The organism is Salinisphaera orenii subsp. orenii MK-B5, from assembly GCF_003788635.1.
Lineage (GTDB): Bacteria > Pseudomonadota > Gammaproteobacteria > Nevskiales > Salinisphaeraceae > Salinisphaera > Salinisphaera orenii.
In genome coordinates, this window is the sequence record NZ_AYKH01000012.1 from 47,184 (window position 1) to 69,052 (window position 21,869).

Here is a 21,869-nt window from a genome sequence, read left to right on the forward strand (position 1 = left end):
ACATGGCGAACGATGTCTATCTCTGTCACCCCGCGCGTACCGCGGTCGGCCGTTTCGGCGGCACTCTGGCCAGCGTGCGTCCCGACGACATGCTCGCGCATATCATCAAGGCCGTGATCGGCCAGGCGCCGAACCTCGACCCGGCCGCGATCGACGACGTGCTCATGGGCTGTGCCAACCAGGCCGGCGAAGACAACCGCAACGTCGCGCGCATGAGCGCCCTGCTCGCCGGGCTGCCGACCAGCGTGCCGGGCTCGACCATCAACCGCCTGTGCGGCTCGAGCATGGACGCGATCGGCACCGCCGCGCGCGCGATCCGCGCCGGCGAGACGAAACTGATGCTGGCCGGCGGCGTGGAATCCATGTCGCGCGCGCCCTATGTGCTGGCCAAGGCGGAATCTGCTTACAGCCGTCAGCAGATCATGGAAGACACCACCATCGGGTGGCGTTTCGTGAACCCGTTGATGAAAGAGTGGTACGGCATCGACTCCATGCCCGAGACCGGCGAGAACGTCTCCGAGCAGTACAACGTCTCCCGCGAAGATCAGGACGCCTTTGCTCTGCGCTCACAACAAAAGGCCGAAGCCGCCCGCCAGGCCGGTCGCCTGGCTGAAGAAATAACGCCGATCGAGATCCCCCAGCGCAAGGCCGATCCGATCGTGTTCGATACCGACGAACACCCGCGTGCCAGCACCACGCTGGAAAAACTCGCCAAGCTGCCGACGCCGTTTCGCAGCAATGGCACGGTGACCGCCGGCAACGCCTCGGGCGTGAACGACGGCGCCGGTGCCCTGCTGGTGGCCGGCGATGACGCGATCAAGCAGTTCGATCTGCAGCCCAAGGCCCGCATCCTCGGTATGGCGACCGCTGGCGTGGAGCCGCGCATCATGGGCATGGGGCCGGTGTATGCCTCCCGCAAACTGCTGGATCGTCTCGGCCTGACCATCGAGCAGATGGATATCATCGAACTCAACGAAGCGTTTGCCAGCCAGTCGCTGGCCTGCCTGCGCGAACTCGGCGTGCCCGACGATGCCCCGCATGTGAACCCCAACGGCGGCGCGATCGCGCTCGGGCATCCGCTGGGCATGTCGGGCGTACGTATCGTCAGCGCGGCCCTGCACGAGATGGGCCGCACCGATGCCCGTTATGCGCTGTGCACCATGTGCATCGGCGTCGGCCAGGGCATCGCCACCGTGATCGAACGGGTCTGATACCCGAAGGAAACGAGTTATGGCATTTGTCGAATGCAACGGCCGGGTTCTTTGCTATCGCGATAGCGGCGAAGCCGGCCTGCCGGCCGTGCTGTTCGCCCACCCGCTGGGCATGTCGCAGGCTGTCTGGTCCGATACGATCGAAGCGCTACGTGGCCGTTATCGCTGTATCAGCTGGGATCTGCCCGGCCACGGCGCCAGCGCCCCCGTGGAGGACGAGATCGATGCGTCCGAACTGGGCCTCGACGCCCTCGCCCTGCTCGATCATCTGGATATCGAGCGCTGCCATTTCGTCGGCACATCCATCGGCGGCGTGATCGGCCAGGCGCTGTTGCTCGACGCGAGCGATCGGCTGCAGAATGTGGTGCTCACCAACACCGGCGCGGTGATCGGCACGCCCGATGCCTGGAACGAGCGCGCCGAACGCGTGCGTCGCGAAGGGCTGGCCGCGATCGCCGGTGAGCTCTCGCAGCGTTGGTTCGCCGACGCCTACAAGCGCGACGACAGCGCGGGCGTGAAAGGCTGGACATACCAGCTCGCCCGTACCGACGACGAAAGCTATGCGCGCCTGTGCGAACTGCTGGGCGCGACCGACTTTCGCGGCCGGCTCGCGGATGTCGACAGCCCGGTGCAACTGGTCGCTGGCGCCGATGACCCGGCCACGCCGCCCGATACCCTGGCCGCGCTTGGCCAGGAGATACCGGCTGCCTCGCTGGACACGCTCGACGCGGTGGCACATGTACCCTCTGTCGAAGCACCGGGCGAATTCGCCGCCCGTCTGCCCGGCTGGCTCGGTGCGAGCGAAGCGGCAGAGAGCGCGCCGGTCACTTATGACGAAGGCCTGGCCACACGCAAATCGGTGCTCGGCAGCGAACACGTCGAGCGCGCTTCGCAATCCGCGACCACGCTCGATGCACCGTTCCAGGCACTGATCACGCGTTTTGCCTGGGGCGAGCTCTGGAGCAATCCCGATCTTTCGCGCACCCAGCGCAGCCTGATCACCATCGCGGTGCTCGCAGCACTCGGGCGCGACGGCGAACTGGTACTGCACCTTAAGACCGCAAAACGTATCGGCGTGACCGAAGCGCAGCTGCGCCAGTCGCTCATGCATGTGGCGATCTATGCCGGCGTGCCGGCGTCGAACCATGCCTTCAAACTCGCCAAGGAACAGGGCTGGGGCGATACGCTCTAGCATCGTCATGCACACCCGGCGTGCCCGCCCCGGCATGAACACACGCGGCATGGCTCGCGGGCGTGGCTTCAACGCTGCACGCCGATGATCCATTCGCCGATCAAGCTGCGCCATCTGGTCGCCTTCCAGGAGGTCGCCCGGCTCGGCCGTTTCAAGAGCGCCGCCGAGGCGCTGTCGATTACCCAGCCGGGCGTGTCCAAGACCATCCGCGAGCTGGAGGACAGCCTCGGCGTGGCCCTGTTCGAGCGCCTGCCACGCGGCGTACGGCTGACCCCAGCCGGGCGCACACTGTTGCGCCATGCCGCCCCCGCGCTGCGCTCGCTGCGCGAAGGCATCGACGCGATCCGCCAGGACAACGCAGACAGCGTGGTTCGTCTGGGCGCGCTGTCGAACGTGGAAGGCGGGCTGCTGCCGCCAGTGCTCGATCGTCTGCATCGGGCCCATCCGCAGCTACGCATGGAAGTGGATACCGGCACCAGTGCTGCGCTGCTTGCACGGCTGCGTCTGGGCGAGCTGGATCTGGTACTCGGGCGCATGAGCGAGGCCGAAGAGATACGCGACCTGCAGTTCGAGCATCTTTATTACGAACCGCTGATAGCCGTCGTACGCCGCGATCATCCCCTGCTTGGCCTTGCCCAAGCGGTCGATACCGATGCAGTCATCGCCTACCCCTGGGTCGTGCCGCCGCGTGGCACCACGCTGCGCGAACAGCTCGAGCGCTTCTGGGTCGAACAGGCGGCGCAGCCGCCGCGACTGGCTCTGGAAACGCTGTCGTTGCCATTGAGCAGCCGCTATGTGCAGCTGTCGGATGCGATATGGGTCACGCCGTTCGATACCGCTCGTGAAGCGTTGCAGGCCGGCGACATGGTCCGCCTGCCCCAGCAGATCGAACTGCGCGGCGGCTCGGTGGGCTACGCGGTCAATAGCAGTCAGCCCCTGTCGACCGCGGTCCGGCTGTTCTGCAACGAACTGCAGAGCGTGGCGAAGACCTATCCGACACACGAAACCGATATATAACCTCACGGTTATATCCACTGGTTCGACTTTCACTTGGCAGCACGAGCCGTTACGGCAAACTGAAAGCCATAACAAGACGCGCGGCAAGGAGCCGACGGGTTAATCCCAGCTCGAACGCGCGTGAAATCGCAGGAGATAAACCCAATGGCGCAGAACGACCATACCGCTTTCGTCATGCGCGATCGGGGCTGGCACCCGCCCGCCTATGCACCGGCCTACAAGACGTCGGTCGCCCGGTCGCCGCAGCAGGCGCTGATGAGCCTGCAGACGCCGACGGCTTCCGAACTCACCGGCCCGGACTTCGACAACTTCGTCCTCGGCCCGGTCGATAACGACCTGCTGCTGAATTTTCGCCCCGGCACGGACCGCGACGGCCTGCCGATCGGCGAGCGCATCATCGTCTACGGGCGCGTGGTGGATCAGTACAACAAGCCGGTTCCCGGCACCCTGGTCGAGGTCTGGCAGGCGAACGCCGGCGGGCGCTACCGGCACAAGAAGGACGCCTATATGGCGCCGCTGGACCCGAACTTCGGCGGCGTGGGCCGTACGGTTACCGATGCCGACGGCTGGTATCGCTTTCGCACCATCAAACCCGGCCCCTACCCCTGGCCGAACGACGTCAATTCCTGGCGGCCGGCGCATATCCATGTCTCGGTCATGGGCCCGTCGATCAGCACGCGCCTGATAACCCAGCTGTATTTCGAAGGCGATCCGCTGATCCCGCTATGCCCGATCGTGAACACGCTCAACGATCCGGAGGCGGTCGACACCCTCGTGGCCCGTCTCGACAAGGCCGGCTCGCGACCGATGGACAGCCTGGCGTACCGCTTCGATATCGTCACCCGCGGCGCGCTGCAGACCTACTTCGAGAACCAGGGCTAAGGGGTTAGAAATGACACAACCGACGGAAGACGGCGGGCTGATGTATCCGGAGTCGCCCTCGCAGACGGCCGGGCCCTATGTGCATATCGGCCTGGCGCTGGAAGTCGCCGGCCTGCCGCCACGCGACGACGAGATCGGCCCCGAGATCGCGACGCCCGATGCCGAAGGCGAGCCGGTCGAGATCGTCGGCCGCGTGATCGACGGCAACGGCGACACCGTTGAGGGCATCCTCGTCGAGGCCTGGCAGGCCGATGCGAACGGTGTTTACCAAACCGACTACCGTGCCGATCGCGCCTTTCGCGGCTTCGGTCGCAGCGCGCCGGGCGAGCACGATGCCGGCGAATGGTCGCTGCACACGATCAAGCCGGGGCGCGTACCGCACCCCAACGGCGACGCCATGGCGCCGCATATCAACCTCATGCTGTTCGCCCGCGGGATCAATATCCATCTGAACACGCGGCTGTATTTCGATGACGAAGCCGACGCGAATGCCGCCTGCCCGTTCCTGACCCGCGTGCCGCCGAGCCGGCGCGACACCCTGATCGCCACCCGCGAGAACGGCAGCGACAAGCCCCGCTATCGCTTCGAAATCCACCTGCAGGGTCCGCAGGAGACGGTGTTCTTCGACTTCTAGAAGCGCACGCGCCGGCCCGCCGACTCGTGGCGGGTCTTTTCCACCGGAGTACCGCAATGAAGACACAGGTCGCCATCATCGGTGCGGGCCCGTCTGGCCTGCTGCTGGGCCAACTGCTCGCACGCCAGGGCATCGACAACGTGATCCTCGAGCGCCGTTCGGGCGACTATGTGCTCTCGCGTATCCGTGCCGGCGTGCTCGAACAGGGCACGGCCGATCTGCTGCGCGAGGCCGGCGTCGCCGAACGCATGGACAGCGAAGGCCTGCCGCATACCGGTTTTGCGCTCGCCTTCGGCGGCCAGCAAATCCGGGTCGATCTGGAAGAACTCACCGGCGGCAAGACCGTGCTCGTCTACGGCCAGACCGAGGTCACCCGCGATCTGATGGCTGCCCGCGAGGCGATCGGTGCGACCACCTGCTACGAAGCCGACGACGTACAGCCGCACGATCTGGAAAGCGACACGCCCTATGTCACCTTCACCCATGAAGGCGAGCAGAAGCGCCTCGACTGCGACTATATCGCCGGCTGCGACGGCTTCCACGGCATATCGCGACGCTGTATCCCCGAAGACCGGCTGAACATCTTCGAGCGCGAATACCCGATCGGCTGGCTCGGCCTGCTCGCCGACACCCCGCCGGTCGACGACGAACTGATCTATGCCAGCCACGACCGCGGCTTTGCCCTGTGCAGCATGCGCTCGTCGTCGCGTAGCCGTTATTACATCCAGGTGCCGGATACCGAAGACGCCGATGACTGGTCGGACGATGCCTTCTGGGCCGAGCTCAAACGCCGGCTGCCCGAGCATGTCGCCGATAAGCTCGTGACCGGCGAATCGATCGAGAAGAGCGTTGCACCGCTGCGCAGCTTCGTGGCCGAACCGATGCAACACGGTAGGTTGTTCCTGCTCGGCGACGCGGCGCATATCGTGCCGCCCACCGGCGCCAAGGGCCTGAACCTGGCCTGCAGCGACGTGAACACGGCCTATCGACTGCTGACCAAGGTCTACCGCGATAATCGCACCGACCTGATCCCGCGTTATTCCGAAACCTGCTTGCGCCGGGTCTGGAAATCCGAGCGCTTCGCCTGGTGGATGACCACGAACCTGCACACCTTCTCGGACAACGACAACTTCCTGAGCCGTATGCAGCGCGCCGAACTGGACTACTACACCAGTTCGAGAGCCGGGCTCACCACCATCGCCGAAAACTATGTCGGCCTGCCGTTCGAGGCACTCGAAAACGACGCCTAATGGCCGGTAAAACGTAGGGTGAAGCTATCTAAAAACGAAAACGCCAAAGGTCGGTATTACTACTGCATAACGTCGGACCGCGGCCATCGAACAACCAACACACGCGCTGCGCTAGCAATAGGAGGATAGGAAAGCAGGCAGACAGGTACCCTGCAACTGGACCCTAGGCCCGAAGAACCGCTACAAGGTTCGGGCAAGGCTGATCCGGTAACACAATAAAACAGGCCCCAAAGAGGGCCGGAGGAGACCACCGATGACCGATTCCACGATGTGCGCGACGTCTCGCGTAAGCACGAGTGATGTCGCGCCTGAACACCGTATTGACTACTGGCAGAGCTGCCTTGCCGATACGCTGGTCGAACTGGACTGCCGCACCTTCGTAAACGACGGGTTGGACGCTGGGCTGGCCGCCGTCGATCTGGGCGATATTGGCCTGGTGGAAGTACACGGCAATTCCCACGTAGTGGAACGGTCGCCGGAGGAAATACGCCGCCACCGTACCGAGTCAGTATTCGTGTGCCTGTTGCTGGAAGGGAAAGCCTTCACTTATCAGGCAGATGACTGCGTCACGCTGACTGCCGGCGACGGCGTAGTCTACGCCGGCGACGAACCCTATATCCACGGATTTCCGAGCCGTTCGCGCCAGATCACCTTCGACATCCCGGTGGAACGTTTTCGCGAGCACTGTGCGGGGTGGAATGTACACGGACTGACCAAGCTCAACGGCTTCACCGAGAGTGGCAAGTTCCTGTTCCGAACACTTAACGCCTGTGCCGGCGATCTACTCGCCGGCCGCCCAAAGGATTCAGTTCTTGCCGAGCGCTTCTGGCCGGCAACCGAAAGCCTGATGCAGCTAGACGGCCAGACCAATCCCCAGGCGCCGTCGAATCTCGATCTACTGATTCGGGCCAAAGCCATGATCGCTGAACATCTCTGCGATCCGGATCTGGATTGCGAGGCGATCAGCGCTGCGCTCAGGATTTCACGGCGTCAGCTGCATCGACTCTTCGAAAGCATCGGCAGTACGCCGCATGCGTGGATCCGCGAACGGCGCCTGGACCAGTGCGCGGCGATATTTAGCGACCCTGCGCAATACAATGTCCGTATTACGGAACTGTGCTACCGGATGGGCTTCAACGATGCGGCCCATTTCTGTCGTGTATTCAAGGCCCGTTTCGGCATGTCCGCTAAGGAATACCGCGCCACCCAGGCTCGTATCAACTGAAGCGGCACGCTCTGCCGCACCGCTTTAGCAGCGGCTAGAAGCCTAGACCCTTGCCGATATCGATGCCCAACTGCACGCCGACCACGACGCCGTCGTCGTTCAGTCGGGGCGCGGCCGGATTATAAAAGTTGCTGGGATTGATGACGTACTGCACGGTCGGCTCGGCGAAGGCATTCCACGGCAATGCCACATGGTAGTTGGCCTCGATTCGATAGGTGTCGTCGGGCGCCGACCGATCCTCGCCGCCGCTGGCCACCCGCAGCATGCGCTGAGCTTCGAGCTGGCGATCGCCGATCTTCGCATAGGCCACTTTCATGCTGACGGTGTCGTAGGGGCGATTGAACGGTTGGCGATAAGTCAGCCCCACCTCTGCAAACGCCTGATAGGGCTGATTGTCCCCTGGGGCAGCATCCAGCGAACCGAACAGCTGTAATGCCTTCGGATTTTGCGTCAAGGGGCCGGGTTCGCGCCAGAGCGCCTGGCGGAACTTGAAGATCACGCCTTCTGTGCCGGTCTCGTCGATGAGACCGGTCCGGGGATCGATCTGATCGCTGGTATTGGAGAATCCGATCAATTCGTACTGTCCGGGATATCGCGTATCGGCAAAATCGGTCTTGCGCCCCACCGCGACCATGATGCTCTCCCCTGCCGCTTCGCCGAGCCCCCAACTGAAGCCATTGCCCTTGTCCAGGTACTGTTGCGGATCGGATTCGAACGCCCCTGCCTTTACATAGGTATGCGCAGACGTACCAAGGCGGCCGAACGCACCCCAGGAGCCATAGGGAATCGGCAGCACGCCCGTCGAGTTATCCCAGATCGGGTCATTGCAGGTGATGACGCTCGAACAGTTGTTCTTGAAGAAATAGCGTTCCGCGTTACTTCGCCCGAGCACGTAAGTGAACCGCCCGTCGAAGAGTGTCTGCTCCAGGGCAAACTGAGACAGATAACCGCGTGATATATCGTTGTGCGAAGGTGAACCGCCGAAATAACCGCCAACCGCGCCCTGATAGGCAGAAGCCGGCGGACTGCCGATGTTGTGGTTGGCCGGGAAGAAGATGTATTCCAAATGAAAGACCGCATCCGACACGCCCGCCAGCTTGTCGAGATCGAAGTCAGCGCCGACGAAGACGTCGTTGTTGATGGTGTATTCATCTTGGCGCGGGCCGGTACTCGGGTTGGCCAGCGCGAGCGACCAGGCGAACAGATGCGGTTTGATACCCGCTTCTTCCAGCGAGTCGGCCACGGCTCCGAGCAAAGGGGCGGACGCACCGCGCGAGCCGGGATCGTTGGTATTCATGTCCACACTGGCGGCCATGGCGAGCGGGCTGAAAGCCCCGATGGCCGCTGCCGTGGCGAGTGCCCGGCGGCTGCAGAACTCCGTTTTAAGCTTGCCCATAATTATCGTTATCCGTGGCTTGGAGGAATTTCCGCAGTACGTGCGCGTATCTCCTCGCGGGCCCCTCCCGCCTGTCGCGGCGAGTAACGACCATTCGCACCGAGCACGTCTGCCTCAGGCCCGTTGGGCCAAGACAACCGTAGAAGCTAGTGGGAGGTATGGCTTGACCCGAAAAGACCAATCACTTGATCGCTCGCGACGCACAGGCCAAGGTGCCGGCCGACGCGCTGTAGCGATGGGCCACGCACAGCGCTCGCAGCTAACCGGCACACCGACTGATACAACGGTTCCGATTCGCGACAAATACCGGAGGCTAGAAACAACCCGACCGCCGGGTCATAGAAACCGCAGGCAGGCGGGAACGATGAGGTAGGATTTCCGATTGGTCAGCTATCGACCGTTAGACCTGCGCGGCGCTCGCTACGGCCCCCTTAGCAACATGTGCCCATGGTCAGCGCGCGGCGGGGCTGGGAGCACCCCGACCAATAACGATGTCAATCAGCTATAGACGCAAGCACGAATGCCGCCGAGCCGGGCCTGAGGGTTTGTCGAGACCGCAGAGGACGCCGAACATCCGGCGGTATGGAAATCGTGCATACGCTTTCCACCGCGCGCTCTGCATGGTCGCAAGTTCGCTAGGTGAATGGACGTAGCGGTTCTTTGCCATCCCAGCCGACCGAGGCGGCATAGCAGCGGCCAAAGAATTCATCCATTCCCTCGCTTACCTCTATGAGTTCGAGAAAGCCTGGTAGCTCGCCCTTCGTGTCCAGATAGGCCACACGGTCGTCGGTCGGCACCCTAGCCTGGAAGGCCAGATCGTAACCGCGTCGTTCCAGGCGCTGCACATCGGCGCCGAAGTGAGGTGAGCCTACGCCGAAGTGGTGAAAGCCGTAACCGCGTGCCTCACGTGTTTCCTTGTAGACCGAAGGATGATCGTCATTGGGTTGCAGTAGCTCAATCATCATATGCCCAGCGAAAGCCATGCCGATCTTAACGCTCGCCTTAGAAGGCTTGCCGCGATAGATCGCCTCCTCGCCCTTGAAATCCTCCAGTACAAACCAGGGGCCGACGTTCAGATCGTCAATCCATCGCTGAATCTCGTCCTCGAGGTGAGCCACGATATAGGCGGTCTGGATGATCGAGTTCGTGGGCTGACCAAAACTTAATCGCATGCTGTCTCTCCGTAGTCAGAGCGCGTAGGTTCGGCGGCGACCGACAGGCCGCCGCTTCGAGCGGAAGACAAAGGCGTCAAGCGGCCGCGGTGGCAGCTCGCGTTTTACCGGGCGCGGTCTCTTGAAGCATCAGCCCGAACACCGCGATCAGCAGCGAACAGCCGGCGGCGATCCACAGCGGGGCCGCCAGACCATAATGATCAGCTGCGAAGCCCGCGATCGCGGGCGAGCACACCCCACCAATCGCCTCACCCAACCCGTTGGTCAGACCCATCACGGTGGCCAGGTACTGGGCGGGCACGGTCTCTGCCGGGATGGTAGACATGGTGATAGGCAAGGTGCCGATCACCGACCAGAAGACGAACACCAGGCAACCGAGCGCGATCGGCGTGCCCTGGAAATAAAGCACCGACAGCGGCGTAAAAATACCGACGAGGCCGAACAACACCACCACCGGCTTGCGACCCAGCCGGTCGGACAGCCAGGGCACGACGAAGCTGGTCGCGGCAGCGGACAGACCGAGGATGGCCATCAACCAGCTCATGGTGTGGGAGTCGTAGCCTTTGACCTCGATGTAGTAGAGAGGCATGAATACCCAAGCGAGCACCATATAGGACACGCCGACAATCGTGATCAGCACGCAGAGCACTACGTTACGGTAGGCGAACAGGGTCATCACGCCAGCCAGCGAGATACGCGAGCCGCCGCCCTCGCCATTTGATCGCGTGACGCCGTCGCGTACGAAGCCGGCAATAATCGCCGCCATGATGAAGCCTGGGATGGCCGCGACATAGAACGCGGTACGCCAACCGAAGGCTTCGGCCAGGCCCACGATTACCAGCGGCGCGACAAACGAACCCAGTAGGTTGCTACCGAAGTTCTGCATCACGCCCATCGCCATGCCGCGCTGCTCGGGCGGCGTGTTGGCAGAGGTGATCGACTGGGCGATCGGATTGACCGGCCCTTCCGACAAGCCCATGAGCATGCGGGCAATAAAAAGCATGAAGAAGGAGGTCGCAAGCCCGGACAAAATAGAGGTCAACGAGAACAGGACGAAGGCGGGAACCAGGATGGCCTTGCGCTTACCAGTCGCGTCCGAAATCGCGCCAATCAGGTACCCTGAGATAGCCCAGGTCAGCGACAGCGCCGAGGAAAGCAAACCGATCTGGCCAGCACTCAGATCCAGCGCTTCCTTGATATAGGGTGTGAGAAATGCCACCGCGTTCCGATCGAAGAAAACCACCCCGAAAGCCAGACTCAGTATGAAGACGAGCTTCCAGTGATACGGAATGCCGAAACGGCCCGCGGCGACCGGCTGGCCGGCGCTCATGCTCATGCGTTCTTGTTGCATTGTGTTCTCCTCGAAGGAAGGCACGGGGCGACGTGCGCGCCCGGCCCGCGCGATCTAGTGCAGGTTCTGGTTATTAGTCTTTTGATGGCGAGCTAGGACCGTCGGACCGGCGCAGGCGCCGTTCGCGACGCCGGTTCGATCAACGGGGCTAGGCAGTGTTGTCTTCTTTTTCCACTCGCGAGCCCGGTCAGCCCGGATCGATCAGCACCTTGCATTGGTGCGTGCGGTTCCTGAGCGCTTCGAAGGTCTGGGGCACATCGGTCAGGGATACGGTCTCGGTAACCAATGCGCGCGGCGTGGCGCTGCCATCGTCCAGCGCATCAAGCGCGGCCCGAAACTCATCTACGCTGAAGAAGGCTGAAGTCTGAATACAGACTTCCTTGGACACGGCCTCGAACGGAATGAAGGTATCCGGCATGGTGCATAGTCCGAGCACCACCACACTGCCGCGCGGACGCACCAGACCAATGGCCTGTTCGATGAGCCCGGGTTTGCCCACACATTCGAAGACGATATCCGGCGTGCCGCCCAGGTCGTCCGGCACCGGCGCCTCGAGCCGTTCGCCTGTGCCGAAGAAAGCGGTCGCCCCCATTTCATAGGCGCGCTTCGCTTGGCAGGTATTCAGATCGATTACCGTGACACTCGCCGCGCCCATACGTCGCGCCCAGAAAGCCGTTGCCAGACCGATCGGCCCAGCGCCGAGCACGAGCACCCGATCACCGGCCGTCATACGCGATTGGGTTAGCCCATGCAGGGCGACGGCCAGAGGCTCGACCAGCGCACCGTCGGCAAGGGAAATCGCATACGGCAGGCGAATGCACTGACGCGCCTCGGTCACCGAATACTCGGCATAGCCGCCGCCCTCGAGCTGCATCTCGCTGCACCAGGACGGCCGGCCGATACGACAGTTATGGCATTCGCCGCAGCCGCGCAACGGAATGACGGAGACCAGATCGCCGGGCCGCAGCGTCGAGACGCCTCGCCCGGTCTCGACCACCTCACCGGCGTATTCATGGCCCAGTACCGTGCCGGCTTCGACCCCGAACGCGGGATCTTCGGTCATGTGCAGATCGCTGCCACAGATGCCGCAGCGTCCGACCTGTACGACCACCTCGTCCGGCGTCGGCGCCCGTAACTCGGTATCCCGGACCGACAGCGGCTCGCCGATCGCATTGAAGAATGCAGCTTGCATATCCTGTCTCCGTGGAAAATAAGATTGGCCTTTCAGACCGCGCCGAGCGATGCACCACCGTCGATGACGACTTGGGCGCCGGTAACAAAGGAAGACGCCTCGGAAGCTAGAAACAAAGCCAGCCCCTTGATCTCGTCGGTATCCGCGACCCGGCCCAGCGGCACGCGTGTCTCGAATGCACGCCGGTCGGTAGTGCCCCACCCCGTGGTGTAGGAGGCCGCGCGCGAAGCCATTGGCTTAGCGCAGCGCGCGGCCGGGCTGGCGGCCACCGCGTTTCTTCGTAGTCTGAGGTTGCTCAAAGACCGACGACAACGAAGGAGAACACGATGACCAACCCCATAATCGACCTTCCGGGGGTGATCGCCAAGAGCGATGACGCAGATTTTCTGCGCGAGCTGATCCAGGACGCCGCGCAGCGGCTTATGGACATCGAAGTGGCCGCTGTCTGCGGCGCCGCGCATGGCGAGCGCAGCCCGGACCGCGAGAACCAGCGTAACGGCTATCGGCCGCGACAGTGGGATACCCGGGCGGGGACCATCGGCCTGAACATCCCGAAGCTACGTAAAGGCAGTTACTTCCCGACCTTCCTCGAGCCGCGCAGGACCGCCGAGAAGGCGCTGATGGCGGTGATCCAAGAGGCCTATATCCAAGGCGTCTCCACCCGCGCGGTGGATGACCTGGTGCGCGCCATGGGGCTGTCCGGCACTTCGAAGAGCCAGGTGTCACGGCTATGCGAGGAGATCGACGAGCGGGTCCAGGCGTTCCTGAACCGCCCCCTCGAGGGCGATTGGCCCTTCCTCTGGCTGGACGCTACCTACGTAAAGCTGCGCGAGGGCGGGCGGATCGTATCCATGGCGGTGATAGTGGCGGTGGCGGTCAACACTGACGGGCGGCGCGAGATCTTGGGAATCACCGTCCTGCCATCCGAGGCCGAGACCTTCTGGGCCGATTTCCTGCGCTCGCTGACCCGGCGCGGACTGCGCGGCATCCGGATGGTCATCAGCGATGCACATGAAGGCCTCAAGGCCGCGGCGCGCAAGGTCCTGGGTGCTGGATGGCAGCGCTGCCGAGTGCATTTCCAGCGCAACCTGCTGGCCCGGACGAGCAAGACCAACAAACCGGTGGTCAGCGCCGTGGTGAAGACCGTCTTCGCCGAAAAGGACCGCAATCAGGCTCATCTGCGCTGGCGCGAGGTCGCCGACAACCTGCGTGACCGGTACCGCGATGTAGCCGAGCTAATGGACGAGGCCGAGCACGATGTGCTGGCCTACATGGCGTTCGACGAGAGCCTGCGCTCGAAGTTGCACAGCACCAACCCCTTGGAGCGCGTCAACAAGGAGATCAAGCGGCGCACCAACGTCGTCGGCATCTTCCCCAATCGAGAGGCCGTCATTCGGCTCGTCGGGGCGCTCATGCTGGAGCAAAATGATGAGTGGGCCGTCTCTCGCCGCTACATGCCGGTAGAAAAGCTAACCGCCGTGTGCAACCATGATGAGGAGACGGCAATGATCGCCGCTCAGTGAACGAGCGACACCAGCTATGAAGAAGCAGTTGGATGCCAGTTCCTACACCACATCCCGGGACACTACCCGCCGGTCCGCCGGATTGCGCAACCGCCCGCCCGCAATATTGGTCGCGAAGGGCCCAGGCGCGATCGCATTCACACGAATGTTGTGCTGGGCGAGTTCGAGCGCCGCCTGGCGTACGAGCGAGGCCGCGCCCGCCTTGGCCGGCATATAGGGCGTGCCGACGATCGGTTCGTTGATCACGGCGGCATTCGAGGTGGTCACCACAATCCGGCCGCCGCCCGCTTTCTTCATATGCGGCACGGCCGCCTGCAACGTCGTGAACACGCCTCCCAGATTGGTATCGACGACCGCACGCCAATGGGACGGATCGATCGATTCGAGCATGCCGTCCGGATTGCGTTCGCCCTCCGCAGTGAGAAACCCTGGCCCTGCATCGATACCGGCGTTGGCGAACACCGCATCGAGAGCGCCATAGTGTTCGGCGGCCGCATCCACGGCAGCGAACAGCTGCTCGCGATTCGTCACGTCGACGGTGGCGGCCCGGGCATCGGCGCCGCTGTCGCGGAGCGTCTGCGCGGCGCGCTCGGCACCCTGCCCATCGATATCCATCAACGTAACGCGGGCGCCGTTTTCGGCCATGGCCTGCGCATAGGCGAGGCCGATGCCGCTTGCCGCACCCGTGACCACCGTAGCCAGTCGCTCGACCGAAAAAAGATTCTGCTCCATCTCGCCACTCCTCTGTGCGAACCGCTGGCTAGACGAACAATTCCTGATTGATCGGCAGGTTGTTTTCCTCGCAGTAACTGACGTAGTGGTCGATGAACCAGAACACGTCGAAGACCTGCTCCAGGTCGCCGCCGTCGTCATAGAATTCGAGTGTGCCGTTCATCCAGAACACGGCTTTCATACCGTTCGGATCGTCAGACACGAGCGTATGGGCGGTGCCAGGCAATTCAGTGATGAAATCGCCCGGGCGCGCGACCCAATCGTATTCGAGATACCGAAAGCTGCCCTCCAGGGTCATGGCCGATACGGCACCGCGATGCTTGTGGGTGCCCAGTTGGCCGCCGGACTTGACCCATAAGATGTTGCAGAACGAATTAGTCCGTACATCGAAAGCGAGATGCCGGATGAAGGCGGAATCACCGAAAGGCACCCAGGGGGAATCCTTTTCCGAGGCGGATACATAACTGCCTTCCAGGCCGTATTCGGCAATACGATGGGCCAACGGCTCCGGTACAGGGGTGATGTTTTTCTTGGCAACGGTCGGCATGGTTCTATCTCCTTTTTAATGAGGCGTGGCTAGTGCAACGACTCTGAAATTCAGCGGTTGCCGGCACGGCGCGCCGGGACCGCGGCCTCGTCATCGAGCTCGGCCAGCAGCTCAAGATGGATGGCTGCCGCCTGCTGCGGCGTAATGACGTCGGCTAGCGCCACTGGCTCGATACGAATACTGCTGCGATCCTCATAGAGGTGCTCGCCTTTGAGGCGGGCTTGCTCGTCGTAGGGCCAGACGAACGCCTGACGGCTTTCGTAGTGGTAATAGGCGTCCGGATCATCGATTTGGAAGCCGCGTCCGGCCAGGGCGTTGCCAGTGACCAACTGATGGAAAGTCAGCTCGTCGGCGATGCCCCAGTCGGCGACTGCTAGGCGGTTGGCGGTATTCCAGAGCACCGCCTCGCTGACGCTGCGGTAGAAAGCGAGCACATCGTCGCGACCTTCGACCACGATGGCATCGTCGCCCCAGTTCACTCGATAGACTGGATCGTCGGCCATCATGTCGGGCGCAACGATCTTCTCGAACTGGCCCGAACCTTCCAGATGCACGTGCCGCCGATAGTTACGCAGCATGGCGGCATGCAGGGGATTCTCGGTCACATGCAGCAACCGCGTGGTGGCATCCATGCAATGCCGGATTTCGTGTGCGATATCGATCATGATCGGTTTCGTTCGGTTGGGGCGACCCAAATACGGTCACCGGAGTGTTGCAATCGACAGTAAGCAATAATCGGAAGCCACGATTGACTTCAAAGGACGACGTTGTTGATTCGAAGCGACAGCGCGGTGGCACGGGGCGTGCCGATACCTGCGAAAGTCAGCCGCGTCCGACGTTGATTCGACCCTGCCTTCCTTCGTCGGATATCGGCGCGGCTCGATAAGTGTTGCCCGGAGGCTGACCAGTACCGAAACGCTTGTCTGACGGGTTGTTTATTCAGCCGGGAGCCATCAGGCTGAGCCGGTCATTTCCCAAGCGAAAAGAAAAAGCCATGCAACGAACCCAACCGCCCTTTCGCTGTGATCATGTCGGCAGCCTGCTGCGCCCGGCCCATCTGATGGACGCGCGCGAAAAACGGGCGCGCGGCGAGATCGATGCGAACGCGCTGCGCCAGATCGAGGACGAGGCGATTGCAGACGTGGTGCGCAAGCAGGAGAACGTCGGCCTGCGCTGCGTGACCGACGGCGAATTCCGGCGCGCCTATTTTCATCTCGATTTCTTGCAGGAACTCGACGGCGTGACCGTGACCGGCGGGATCAAGGCGAACAAGGATGCCAAGGCCTCGGGCGACGGTTTCACCCCGCCCAAGCTGAGCGTCACCGGCAAGCTCGCCCATGCGCGCGATATCCAGGTCGCCGACTACGAGTATCTGGCGTCCCAGAGTTCGGTGATGCCGAAGGTGTCGATCCCGTCGCCGACGATGGTGCATTTTCGCGGCGGGCGCGCAGCCATCGATATCGAGGCCTATCCGGAGATGGATCAGTTCTTCGAGGATCTGGCCCAGTGCTATCGCGACGAGATCGCCGCTCTGCATGCCGCGGGCTGTCGCTATATCCAGCTCGATGACACCAACCTCGCCTATCTCTGCGACCCGGACATGCGCGCGGCCGCTGCCGATCGCGGCGACGACCCGAACGAGCTGCCGCATCGCTATGCCGAGCTGATCAATGCCGCGCTGGCCGATCGCCCGGACGACATGACCGTCGGCGTGCATCTATGCCGCGGCAACTATCGCAGCACTTGGTTCGCCCAGGGCAGCTACGAGCCGGTCGCCGACGTGTTGTTCAACGAACTGAACGTGGATGCCTATTTCCTGGAATACGACGACGAGCGCTCGGGCGACTTCGCCCCGCTGCGGTTCGTGCCCAAGGGCAAGGACGTGGTGCTCGGGCTGGTCTCCTCCAAGCTGCAGGACATGGAGAGCCACGACGAACTGGCCACGCGCATCGACGAAGCAGCCAAATACGTGCCGCTCGATCAGCTGTGCCTGAGCCCGCAGTGCGGTTTCTCGAGCACCGCAGAAGGCAACGAGATCACCGAGGATGTCCAGTGGGCCAAGCTGGAACGGGTGGTCAAGACGGCCGAACAGGTCTGGCAGTAATAGCCTGACCGCACGGCCGCCCGCCGCGTGCGGGCGCCATGCCGCCGAACGAAAAGCCCTGTCATGGCGATCGACCCAATCGCCGGCGGGGCTTTTTTCATGGCGACGTCAGCCGCCGGCGAGCGCCTGCAGTTCGGCGACAAGCGCGGCGTTCATGCGCACATAACCGTTGGCGCGGGTCCGCTCGCGCGCCGCACGGCGATGCTGCGATGGCAGCCGTGCACCTTGTTCAGCAAAGCTGGCCAATAGCTGCTCCGCCCCGGTGCGGTCCGCGGCCGCCGCACCGAACGCCTGCGGATCGATCGCGAGCACCAGCTCGCCGTGATACGGCGCTGTGCCACGGCCGGCATCAAAAGTCTGCGACTGCTGGCTGGTGAGATCGCCGATCAGTGGCCCGGCCAGCAGTTCGATCATGGTCGACAGCGCCGAGCCCTTGTGGCCGCCGAACGTCAGCATGGCGCCGTCGAGCGCGGCTGCGGGATCGCGCGTGGGTTCGCCACGCGCGTCCACGGCCCAGCCCGGCTGCAACGGCCGATCCTCGCGATGATGAAGCTCTATCTCGCCACGCGCGACCGCACTGGTAGCGAAATCGAACACATAGGCCGGCGCATTCTCGCGCGGCCAGGCGAACGCCAATGGGTTGGTCCCGAGCAGGCCCTGCGTACCGCCGAACGGCGCCACCCAGGCATGGCTCGGCGTCATGGCGAGGCCGATCAGACCATGCTCGGCAAGCCGCTCGACCTCGGGCCAGAGCGCGGTGAAATGAAAACAGTGGTTAACTATTCAGCAGCTGGAACCATCGCGGACAGCGTGCCATTGCTCATGAACGCCGGATGTTGCCCCTGGTAAACCAGCGCCAAGGCCTCGGCTGCAGCGACGCCGTTTTTTCGACACGTCGACAGGTAGCCGCGGATACGACAGAAAATATGGGCGCCCTCCCAAGATCGAACTTGATTATGTACCAAGCTCAGCAGCCTTGAGCTGGCGCTCAGTCCAGGACCGCGTAGTGGTGGCAGATCGGAGCAGTCGCGGCAGGATCGAGCGCAGGTCAGTTATAGCGGCGATTGAACCGGTATTGGAAGTCGGCCAGATAGCGCGGCGCATACGGGGCGAATTTGAACGCATGATAGGTGCCGGTCAGGGCGTTCTTGAGATTGCCCAGCAGGATGTTCACCCATCGAAACTCGGGATGCTCGGCCGATGTACGGCTCGAGCCGGTCACGATCGCGAGATGGCTGTCGATCTCAGCGCGCAACGCTCGAAAAGCCGCCAACCCGTCCGAAACGGCCTGCGTTTCGGCTGCCAACGATTCATTGGCCCAATCCCGTACGGCCTCCAATGTGAACGGCATGCAACGGATCGCCACCGGATGCGGCTTGCGATCCGCGGTCGTGGAGACGGCCATCACAAAACGGGATTTTGTTGGGCGATCCCCGACCTCGCTTGCCGGGTTCACCCGCGCGTTCACCGCCGAGATAGGCCTCGTCGATCTCGACACGACCGGGCAGCTGGCGTTTCGACTCGCGCTGTGCCATGACCTGCATGAGCTTGTGCTTGAGGCGCCAGGCGGTTCGCCAACTCCCGCCGAGTTGGCGTCTCAACTCCAGCGCCGAGACGTTGTTCTTGGCCTGGGTCAGTAGATGCATCGCCAGAAACCACGTCGTCAAGGCAAGCTTGGTCGAATCGAAGATCGTGCCGGCAGTCCCGGTCGTCTGGTGGTGGCAGCGTTGGCACTACCAGTAGCCGCGGCCCGCGCGCTGGAACGTCGTATGCCGACGACAGCGGCAGGCCGGACAAGCGAAGCCGCGCGGCCAAGGCCTGTTCGCATTGCGCCTCGGTGCCGTAGTGTTGAATGAACTCAGTTCGCGACAGTCTCGGCTGCATCTGTACTCGATTGATCGCCATGACAAAATTCCGTATGTGTCATAGCTCTATTATCCACAGCCACTGGGTCAGATCGTGACCGCGCTGAACTTCGTACATAATCAAGAGAGTTGGAGCTTCCAGAAATCCCGGGGTGATTCACTTTCCTGATCAAAGGCTCGGGTTCGTCACTTTGCCCGCGGTCGGGCTGGGTGCATCAACGCTTTTCGTACTGCTTGTTACCGAACATGTTCTCGAAGGCCTCGTTGTCGGTCAGGTCGGTCTTGTGGTCCTGCAGCACGCGCAAGCCGGCCTTGACGTTGTCGCGGTCGCCGATCATCTCGAACCAGCGGCGGACGTTCGGGTAGTCATCGATGTTCACGCCCTGGGTCTCGGCGCTGCGCAGCCACGGCCAGGTGGCGATGTCGGCGATGGAGTAGTCGTTGCCGGCCAGGAACTTGTGCTCCGCCAGCCGGCGGTCCATGACGCCGTAGATGCGGTTGGCTTCGTTTTCGTAGCGCTTGACGGCGTACTCGATCTTTTCCGGCGCATAACGGTTGAAGTGGTGCGCCTGGCCGAGCATGGGGCCGACGCTGGCCATCTGGAACATGAGCCACTGCATGACGTCGTGGCGCTTGACCGTGTCCTCCGGCAGCAGGCGGCCGGTCTTTTCGGCCAGGTAGATGAGCATGGCGCCGGATTCGAACATCGCGTACGGCTTGCCGTTCGGGCCGTCCTGGTCGACCATCGCCGGGATCTTGTTGTTGGGGCTGATCTTAAGGAAGTCCTCGCCGAACTGGTCGCCCTTGCCGATGTTGATCGGGTGGGCCGTGTATTCCAGCCCGATTTCCTCAAGCATGATGTGGACCTTGTGGCCGTTGGGCGTGGTCCAGGTGTAGAGATCGATCATGGTGTGTCCTTGCCTTGCGGCTTGTGTGGATCCGAACACGGCCTAACGTTGTCTAGATGACGACGCTTTTCAACCCGGCCAACCCGCCACCCCGGCGAAGGAGTGCGCCATGCATGTATTGATTGTCGGTTCCCACGGCCAGATCGGACAGCGGCTCGTGCGCGTGATGAACGGCACCGAACACACGACCCGCGCGATGATCCGTCACGCCACCCAGCGCGCCGAAATGCAGTCGCTCGGCGCGACCGAGGTGGTAATCGGTGACATCGAGGGCGACGTAAGCGAGGCACTCGATGGCTGCGACGCCGTGGTGTTCACAGCCGGCTCGGGCGCAGAAACGCCGCCGGAAAAGACCGAGGACGTGGACCGCAACGGCGCGATCTCGATCATGGACCAGGCCGTGGCAGCCGGCGTACGCCGCTTCGTGATCGTCTCGTCCATGAACGCCGACACGCCCGAGAACGGGCCGGAACACATGCAGCACTATTTCGCGGCAAAGAAGGCGGCCGACGACCATCTGCGCTCGACCGATTTGGAATACACAATCGTGCGCCCGGGCCGGCTGACGGACGACGCAGGCACGGGGCGCGTGGCCATCGCCAAGACGCTGAACCGCTACGGTGAAGTACCGCGCGATGACGTGGCCGAGGTGCTCTACACCGTGCTCAGTTCGCCCAACACCGTCGGCCGCAGCTTCGAATTGCTGGCCGGCGACACGCCGATCGAGAAAGCCGTCCGCGGCGTCTGATGGCCGAACGCCCGCACGACGACCGACCGACGAAGCTGGCCTTCGACCCCAACGCGGCCGTGGCGCACCTCGCAGCCGCCGATCCGGTGCTCGGCGCGCTCATCGCGCGCGTCGGGCCCTATGCGCCGAGCACTACCGCCGCACCGGACGTCTTCCATTCGCTGATGCGCGCAATCGTCTACCAGCAGTTGTCCGGCAAGGCCGCGGGCACGATCCATCGGCGTCTGCTCGACGCACTCGGTGGCAGTGACACGCCGGGCGCCGAACGCATCGCGGCGGCATCCGACGAGACCCTGCGCGGTGCCGGCCTGTCGCAGAACAAGATGCTCAGTCTGCAGGCCCTGGCCGCGGCCCAGCTGGCCGGCGAGTTGCCGGACGAATTCCGCATCGACGACTACGACGACGCCGAGCTCATCGAGCGCTATGCCGCGATCCGCGGCATCGGCCGCTGGACGGTGGAGATGCTGCTGCTGTTCCACCTCGGCCGGCCGGACGTCATGCCCATCCACGACCTGGGCGTACGCAAGGGTTACGCGATCACCTACGGGCGTGAGGAGCTGCCCAAGCCCAAGCAGCTCGAACGCGAGTGCGAGATGTGGCGGCCGTATCGGTCGGTGGGGAGTTGGTATATGTGGCGGGCTACGGAGTTGTAGTTTTAGTTTGGGACCGCTTGCGCCCGTGCGCGACACCGCCGGATCGATTCAGAGCTCGCGACTTCCAGGCCACCACTGTGTCTGCGCTCACGAGTTTGTCGTACCTCTTGTTTCGCACTGCCGTGCGACTCCCTTTCGTTTGCTTGTCCAAACGAAAGGAAGCAAAGGAAAAGACACCCGGCACAGCGCCGGCTACGCCGGTTCACTCCGATGCGCAGCGGCGACGGGATGCGGCAAAAACTCGCATCGCTTTGGCGATGCTCAAAC

The 21,869-nt window shown here is 63.1% G+C and carries 20 protein-coding genes and 2 pseudogenes; 11 read left to right on the forward strand and 11 right to left on the reverse strand.

All coding sequences use genetic code 11. The features are described from left to right. The first annotated feature begins 2 nt into the window (after window positions 1-2). From pcaF to SAOR_RS07165, 7 genes are all read left to right on the forward strand, one after another. Window positions 3-1,211: a 3-oxoadipyl-CoA thiolase gene (gene pcaF, locus SAOR_RS07135; protein ID WP_123630821.1), complete on the forward strand. Its 1,209-nt coding sequence runs from the start codon at window positions 3-5 to the stop codon at window positions 1,209-1,211. 19 nt (window positions 1,212-1,230) lie between these two features. Then, window positions 1,231-2,403, forward strand: a complete 1,173-nt coding sequence (pcaDC, locus tag SAOR_RS07140; protein ID WP_123630822.1) for a bifunctional 3-oxoadipate enol-lactonase/4-carboxymuconolactone decarboxylase PcaDC — start codon at window positions 1,231-1,233, stop codon at window positions 2,401-2,403. Window positions 2,404-2,487: 84 nt separating this feature from the next. Next, complete coding sequence (locus SAOR_RS07145) at window positions 2,488-3,420, forward strand: LysR substrate-binding domain-containing protein (RefSeq protein WP_123630823.1); 933 nt, start codon at window positions 2,488-2,490, stop codon at window positions 3,418-3,420. Between the two features lie 144 nt (window positions 3,421-3,564). Next, window positions 3,565-4,302: a protocatechuate 3,4-dioxygenase subunit beta gene (pcaH, locus tag SAOR_RS07150; RefSeq protein WP_123630824.1), complete on the forward strand. Its 738-nt coding sequence runs from the start codon at window positions 3,565-3,567 to the stop codon at window positions 4,300-4,302. A 10-nt stretch (window positions 4,303-4,312) separates the two neighbouring features. Next, window positions 4,313-4,936 carry a protocatechuate 3,4-dioxygenase subunit alpha gene (gene pcaG, locus SAOR_RS07155; protein WP_123630825.1) on the forward strand — a complete coding sequence of 208 codons (624 nt, stop codon included), beginning with the start codon at window positions 4,313-4,315 and terminating at the stop codon, window positions 4,934-4,936. Between the two features lie 56 nt (window positions 4,937-4,992). Then, a complete protein-coding gene (gene pobA / locus SAOR_RS07160; RefSeq protein ID WP_123630826.1) occupies window positions 4,993-6,186 on the forward strand; it encodes a 4-hydroxybenzoate 3-monooxygenase in 1,194 nt (397 codons plus the stop codon). 253 nt (window positions 6,187-6,439) lie between these two features. Continuing rightward, window positions 6,440-7,411, forward strand: a complete 972-nt coding sequence (locus tag SAOR_RS07165) for a helix-turn-helix domain-containing protein (protein ID WP_123630827.1) — start codon at window positions 6,440-6,442, stop codon at window positions 7,409-7,411. A gap of 34 nt (window positions 7,412-7,445) precedes the next feature. On the opposite strand, the gene SAOR_RS07170 is transcribed toward SAOR_RS07165, so the two are convergent. The 5 genes from SAOR_RS07170 to SAOR_RS07190 all read right to left on the reverse strand — a co-directional run bounded on the left by SAOR_RS07170 (window position 7,446) and on the right by SAOR_RS07190 (window position 12,791). Next, window positions 7,446-8,807, reverse strand: coding sequence for a carbohydrate porin (locus tag SAOR_RS07170; RefSeq protein WP_123630828.1), 1,362 nt, complete (start codon window positions 8,805-8,807; stop codon window positions 7,446-7,448). A gap of 635 nt (window positions 8,808-9,442) precedes the next feature. Next, window positions 9,443-9,979 carry a VOC family protein gene (locus SAOR_RS07175; RefSeq protein ID WP_123630829.1) on the reverse strand — a complete coding sequence of 179 codons (537 nt, stop codon included), beginning with the start codon at window positions 9,977-9,979 and terminating at the stop codon, window positions 9,443-9,445. 76 nt (window positions 9,980-10,055) lie between these two features. Further along, entirely contained in the window at window positions 10,056-11,330 is a 1,275-nt protein-coding gene (locus SAOR_RS07180) for an MFS transporter (RefSeq protein WP_221179909.1), read from the reverse strand. Window positions 11,331-11,517: 187 nt separating this feature from the next. Beyond that, window positions 11,518-12,522 (reverse strand): alcohol dehydrogenase catalytic domain-containing protein, encoded by a 1,005-nt coding sequence (locus tag SAOR_RS07185; protein ID WP_123630830.1) that lies wholly within the window; start codon window positions 12,520-12,522, stop codon window positions 11,518-11,520. Between the two features lie 32 nt (window positions 12,523-12,554). Beyond that, a complete protein-coding gene (locus tag SAOR_RS07190) occupies window positions 12,555-12,791 on the reverse strand; it encodes an SDR family oxidoreductase (protein WP_221179910.1) in 237 nt (78 codons plus the stop codon). A gap of 57 nt (window positions 12,792-12,848) precedes the next feature. Between SAOR_RS07190 and SAOR_RS07195 the strand changes: the two genes are divergently transcribed. Beyond that, on the forward strand, window positions 12,849-14,045 hold the full coding sequence (locus SAOR_RS07195; RefSeq protein WP_123630831.1) for an IS256 family transposase: 1,197 nt from the start codon (window positions 12,849-12,851) through the stop codon (window positions 14,043-14,045). Window positions 14,046-14,087: 42 nt separating this feature from the next. On the opposite strand, the gene SAOR_RS07200 is transcribed toward SAOR_RS07195, so the two are convergent. The 3 genes from SAOR_RS07200 to SAOR_RS07210 are packed head-to-tail and all read right to left on the reverse strand — an operon-like array spanning window position 14,088 to window position 15,989. Continuing rightward, complete coding sequence (locus tag SAOR_RS07200) at window positions 14,088-14,777, reverse strand: SDR family NAD(P)-dependent oxidoreductase (RefSeq protein ID WP_123630832.1); 690 nt, start codon at window positions 14,775-14,777, stop codon at window positions 14,088-14,090. A 28-nt stretch (window positions 14,778-14,805) separates the two neighbouring features. Next, window positions 14,806-15,324 carry a 2,4'-dihydroxyacetophenone dioxygenase family protein gene (locus SAOR_RS07205; protein WP_123630833.1) on the reverse strand — a complete coding sequence of 173 codons (519 nt, stop codon included), beginning with the start codon at window positions 15,322-15,324 and terminating at the stop codon, window positions 14,806-14,808. Window positions 15,325-15,374: 50 nt separating this feature from the next. Then, a complete protein-coding gene (locus SAOR_RS07210) occupies window positions 15,375-15,989 on the reverse strand; it encodes a hypothetical protein (RefSeq protein ID WP_123630834.1) in 615 nt (204 codons plus the stop codon). 329 nt (window positions 15,990-16,318) lie between these two features. On the opposite strand from SAOR_RS07210, the gene SAOR_RS07215 reads away from it, so the two are divergent. After that, a complete protein-coding gene (locus SAOR_RS07215; RefSeq protein WP_123630835.1) occupies window positions 16,319-17,428 on the forward strand; it encodes a 5-methyltetrahydropteroyltriglutamate--homocysteine S-methyltransferase in 1,110 nt (369 codons plus the stop codon). Window positions 17,429-17,536: 108 nt separating this feature from the next. On the opposite strand, the pseudogene SAOR_RS07220 reads toward SAOR_RS07215, so the two are convergent. The 3 genes and pseudogenes from SAOR_RS07220 to SAOR_RS07235 form a co-directional block, all read right to left on the reverse strand. Next, window positions 17,537-18,208, reverse strand: a pseudogene (locus tag SAOR_RS07220) (Ldh family oxidoreductase); the annotation flags it as partial. Between the two features lie 174 nt (window positions 18,209-18,382). Further along, window positions 18,383-19,333, reverse strand: a pseudogene (locus SAOR_RS07230) (IS1595 family transposase). A 175-nt stretch (window positions 19,334-19,508) separates the two neighbouring features. Continuing rightward, on the reverse strand, window positions 19,509-20,201 hold the full coding sequence (locus SAOR_RS07235) for a glutathione binding-like protein (RefSeq protein WP_123589658.1): 693 nt from the start codon (window positions 20,199-20,201) through the stop codon (window positions 19,509-19,511). Between the two features lie 109 nt (window positions 20,202-20,310). Here SAOR_RS07235 and SAOR_RS07240 point away from each other — a divergent pair, with 109 nt between their 5' ends. Together SAOR_RS07240 and SAOR_RS07245 are read left to right on the forward strand one after the other, a co-directional pair. Continuing rightward, entirely contained in the window at window positions 20,311-20,949 is a 639-nt protein-coding gene (locus SAOR_RS07240; protein WP_123630837.1) for an SDR family oxidoreductase, read from the forward strand. Continuing rightward, window positions 20,949-21,602, forward strand: coding sequence for a DNA-3-methyladenine glycosylase family protein (locus SAOR_RS07245; RefSeq protein WP_123630838.1), 654 nt, complete (start codon window positions 20,949-20,951; stop codon window positions 21,600-21,602). The genes SAOR_RS07240 and SAOR_RS07245 overlap by 1 nt, the downstream gene beginning before the upstream one ends. Window positions 21,603-21,869: the final 267 nt, after the last annotated feature.

What these genes read in the sequence shown, in the direction of transcription:
- pcaF (WP_123630821.1), top strand. Translation starts at nt 3, where the DNA reads ATGGCGAACGATGTCTATCTCTGTCACCCCGCGCGTACCGCGGTCGGC.
- pcaDC (WP_123630822.1), top strand. Translation starts at nt 1,231, where the DNA reads ATGGCATTTGTCGAATGCAACGGCCGGGTTCTTTGCTATCGCGATAGC.
- SAOR_RS07145 (WP_123630823.1), top strand. Translation starts at nt 2,488, where the DNA reads ATGATCCATTCGCCGATCAAGCTGCGCCATCTGGTCGCCTTCCAGGAG.
- pcaH (WP_123630824.1), top strand. Translation starts at nt 3,565, where the DNA reads ATGGCGCAGAACGACCATACCGCTTTCGTCATGCGCGATCGGGGCTGG.
- pcaG (WP_123630825.1), top strand. Translation starts at nt 4,313, where the DNA reads ATGACACAACCGACGGAAGACGGCGGGCTGATGTATCCGGAGTCGCCC.
- pobA (WP_123630826.1), top strand. Translation starts at nt 4,993, where the DNA reads ATGAAGACACAGGTCGCCATCATCGGTGCGGGCCCGTCTGGCCTGCTG.
- SAOR_RS07165 (WP_123630827.1), top strand. Translation starts at nt 6,440, where the DNA reads ATGACCGATTCCACGATGTGCGCGACGTCTCGCGTAAGCACGAGTGAT.
- SAOR_RS07170 (WP_123630828.1), bottom strand. Translation starts at nt 8,807, where the DNA reads ATGGGCAAGCTTAAAACGGAGTTCTGCAGCCGCCGGGCACTCGCCACG.
- SAOR_RS07175 (WP_123630829.1), bottom strand. Translation starts at nt 9,979, where the DNA reads ATGCGATTAAGTTTTGGTCAGCCCACGAACTCGATCATCCAGACCGCC.
- SAOR_RS07180 (WP_221179909.1), bottom strand. Translation starts at nt 11,330, where the DNA reads ATGCAACAAGAACGCATGAGCATGAGCGCCGGCCAGCCGGTCGCCGCG.
- SAOR_RS07185 (WP_123630830.1), bottom strand. Translation starts at nt 12,522, where the DNA reads ATGCAAGCTGCATTCTTCAATGCGATCGGCGAGCCGCTGTCGGTCCGG.
- SAOR_RS07195 (WP_123630831.1), top strand. Translation starts at nt 12,849, where the DNA reads ATGACCAACCCCATAATCGACCTTCCGGGGGTGATCGCCAAGAGCGAT.
- SAOR_RS07200 (WP_123630832.1), bottom strand. Translation starts at nt 14,777, where the DNA reads ATGGAGCAGAATCTTTTTTCGGTCGAGCGACTGGCTACGGTGGTCACG.
- SAOR_RS07205 (WP_123630833.1), bottom strand. Translation starts at nt 15,324, where the DNA reads ATGCCGACCGTTGCCAAGAAAAACATCACCCCTGTACCGGAGCCGTTG.
- SAOR_RS07210 (WP_123630834.1), bottom strand. Translation starts at nt 15,989, where the DNA reads ATGATCGATATCGCACACGAAATCCGGCATTGCATGGATGCCACCACG.
- SAOR_RS07215 (WP_123630835.1), top strand. Translation starts at nt 16,319, where the DNA reads ATGCAACGAACCCAACCGCCCTTTCGCTGTGATCATGTCGGCAGCCTG.
- SAOR_RS07235 (WP_123589658.1), bottom strand. Translation starts at nt 20,201, where the DNA reads ATGATCGATCTCTACACCTGGACCACGCCCAACGGCCACAAGGTCCAC.
- SAOR_RS07240 (WP_123630837.1), top strand. Translation starts at nt 20,311, where the DNA reads ATGCATGTATTGATTGTCGGTTCCCACGGCCAGATCGGACAGCGGCTC.
- SAOR_RS07245 (WP_123630838.1), top strand. Translation starts at nt 20,949, where the DNA reads ATGGCCGAACGCCCGCACGACGACCGACCGACGAAGCTGGCCTTCGAC.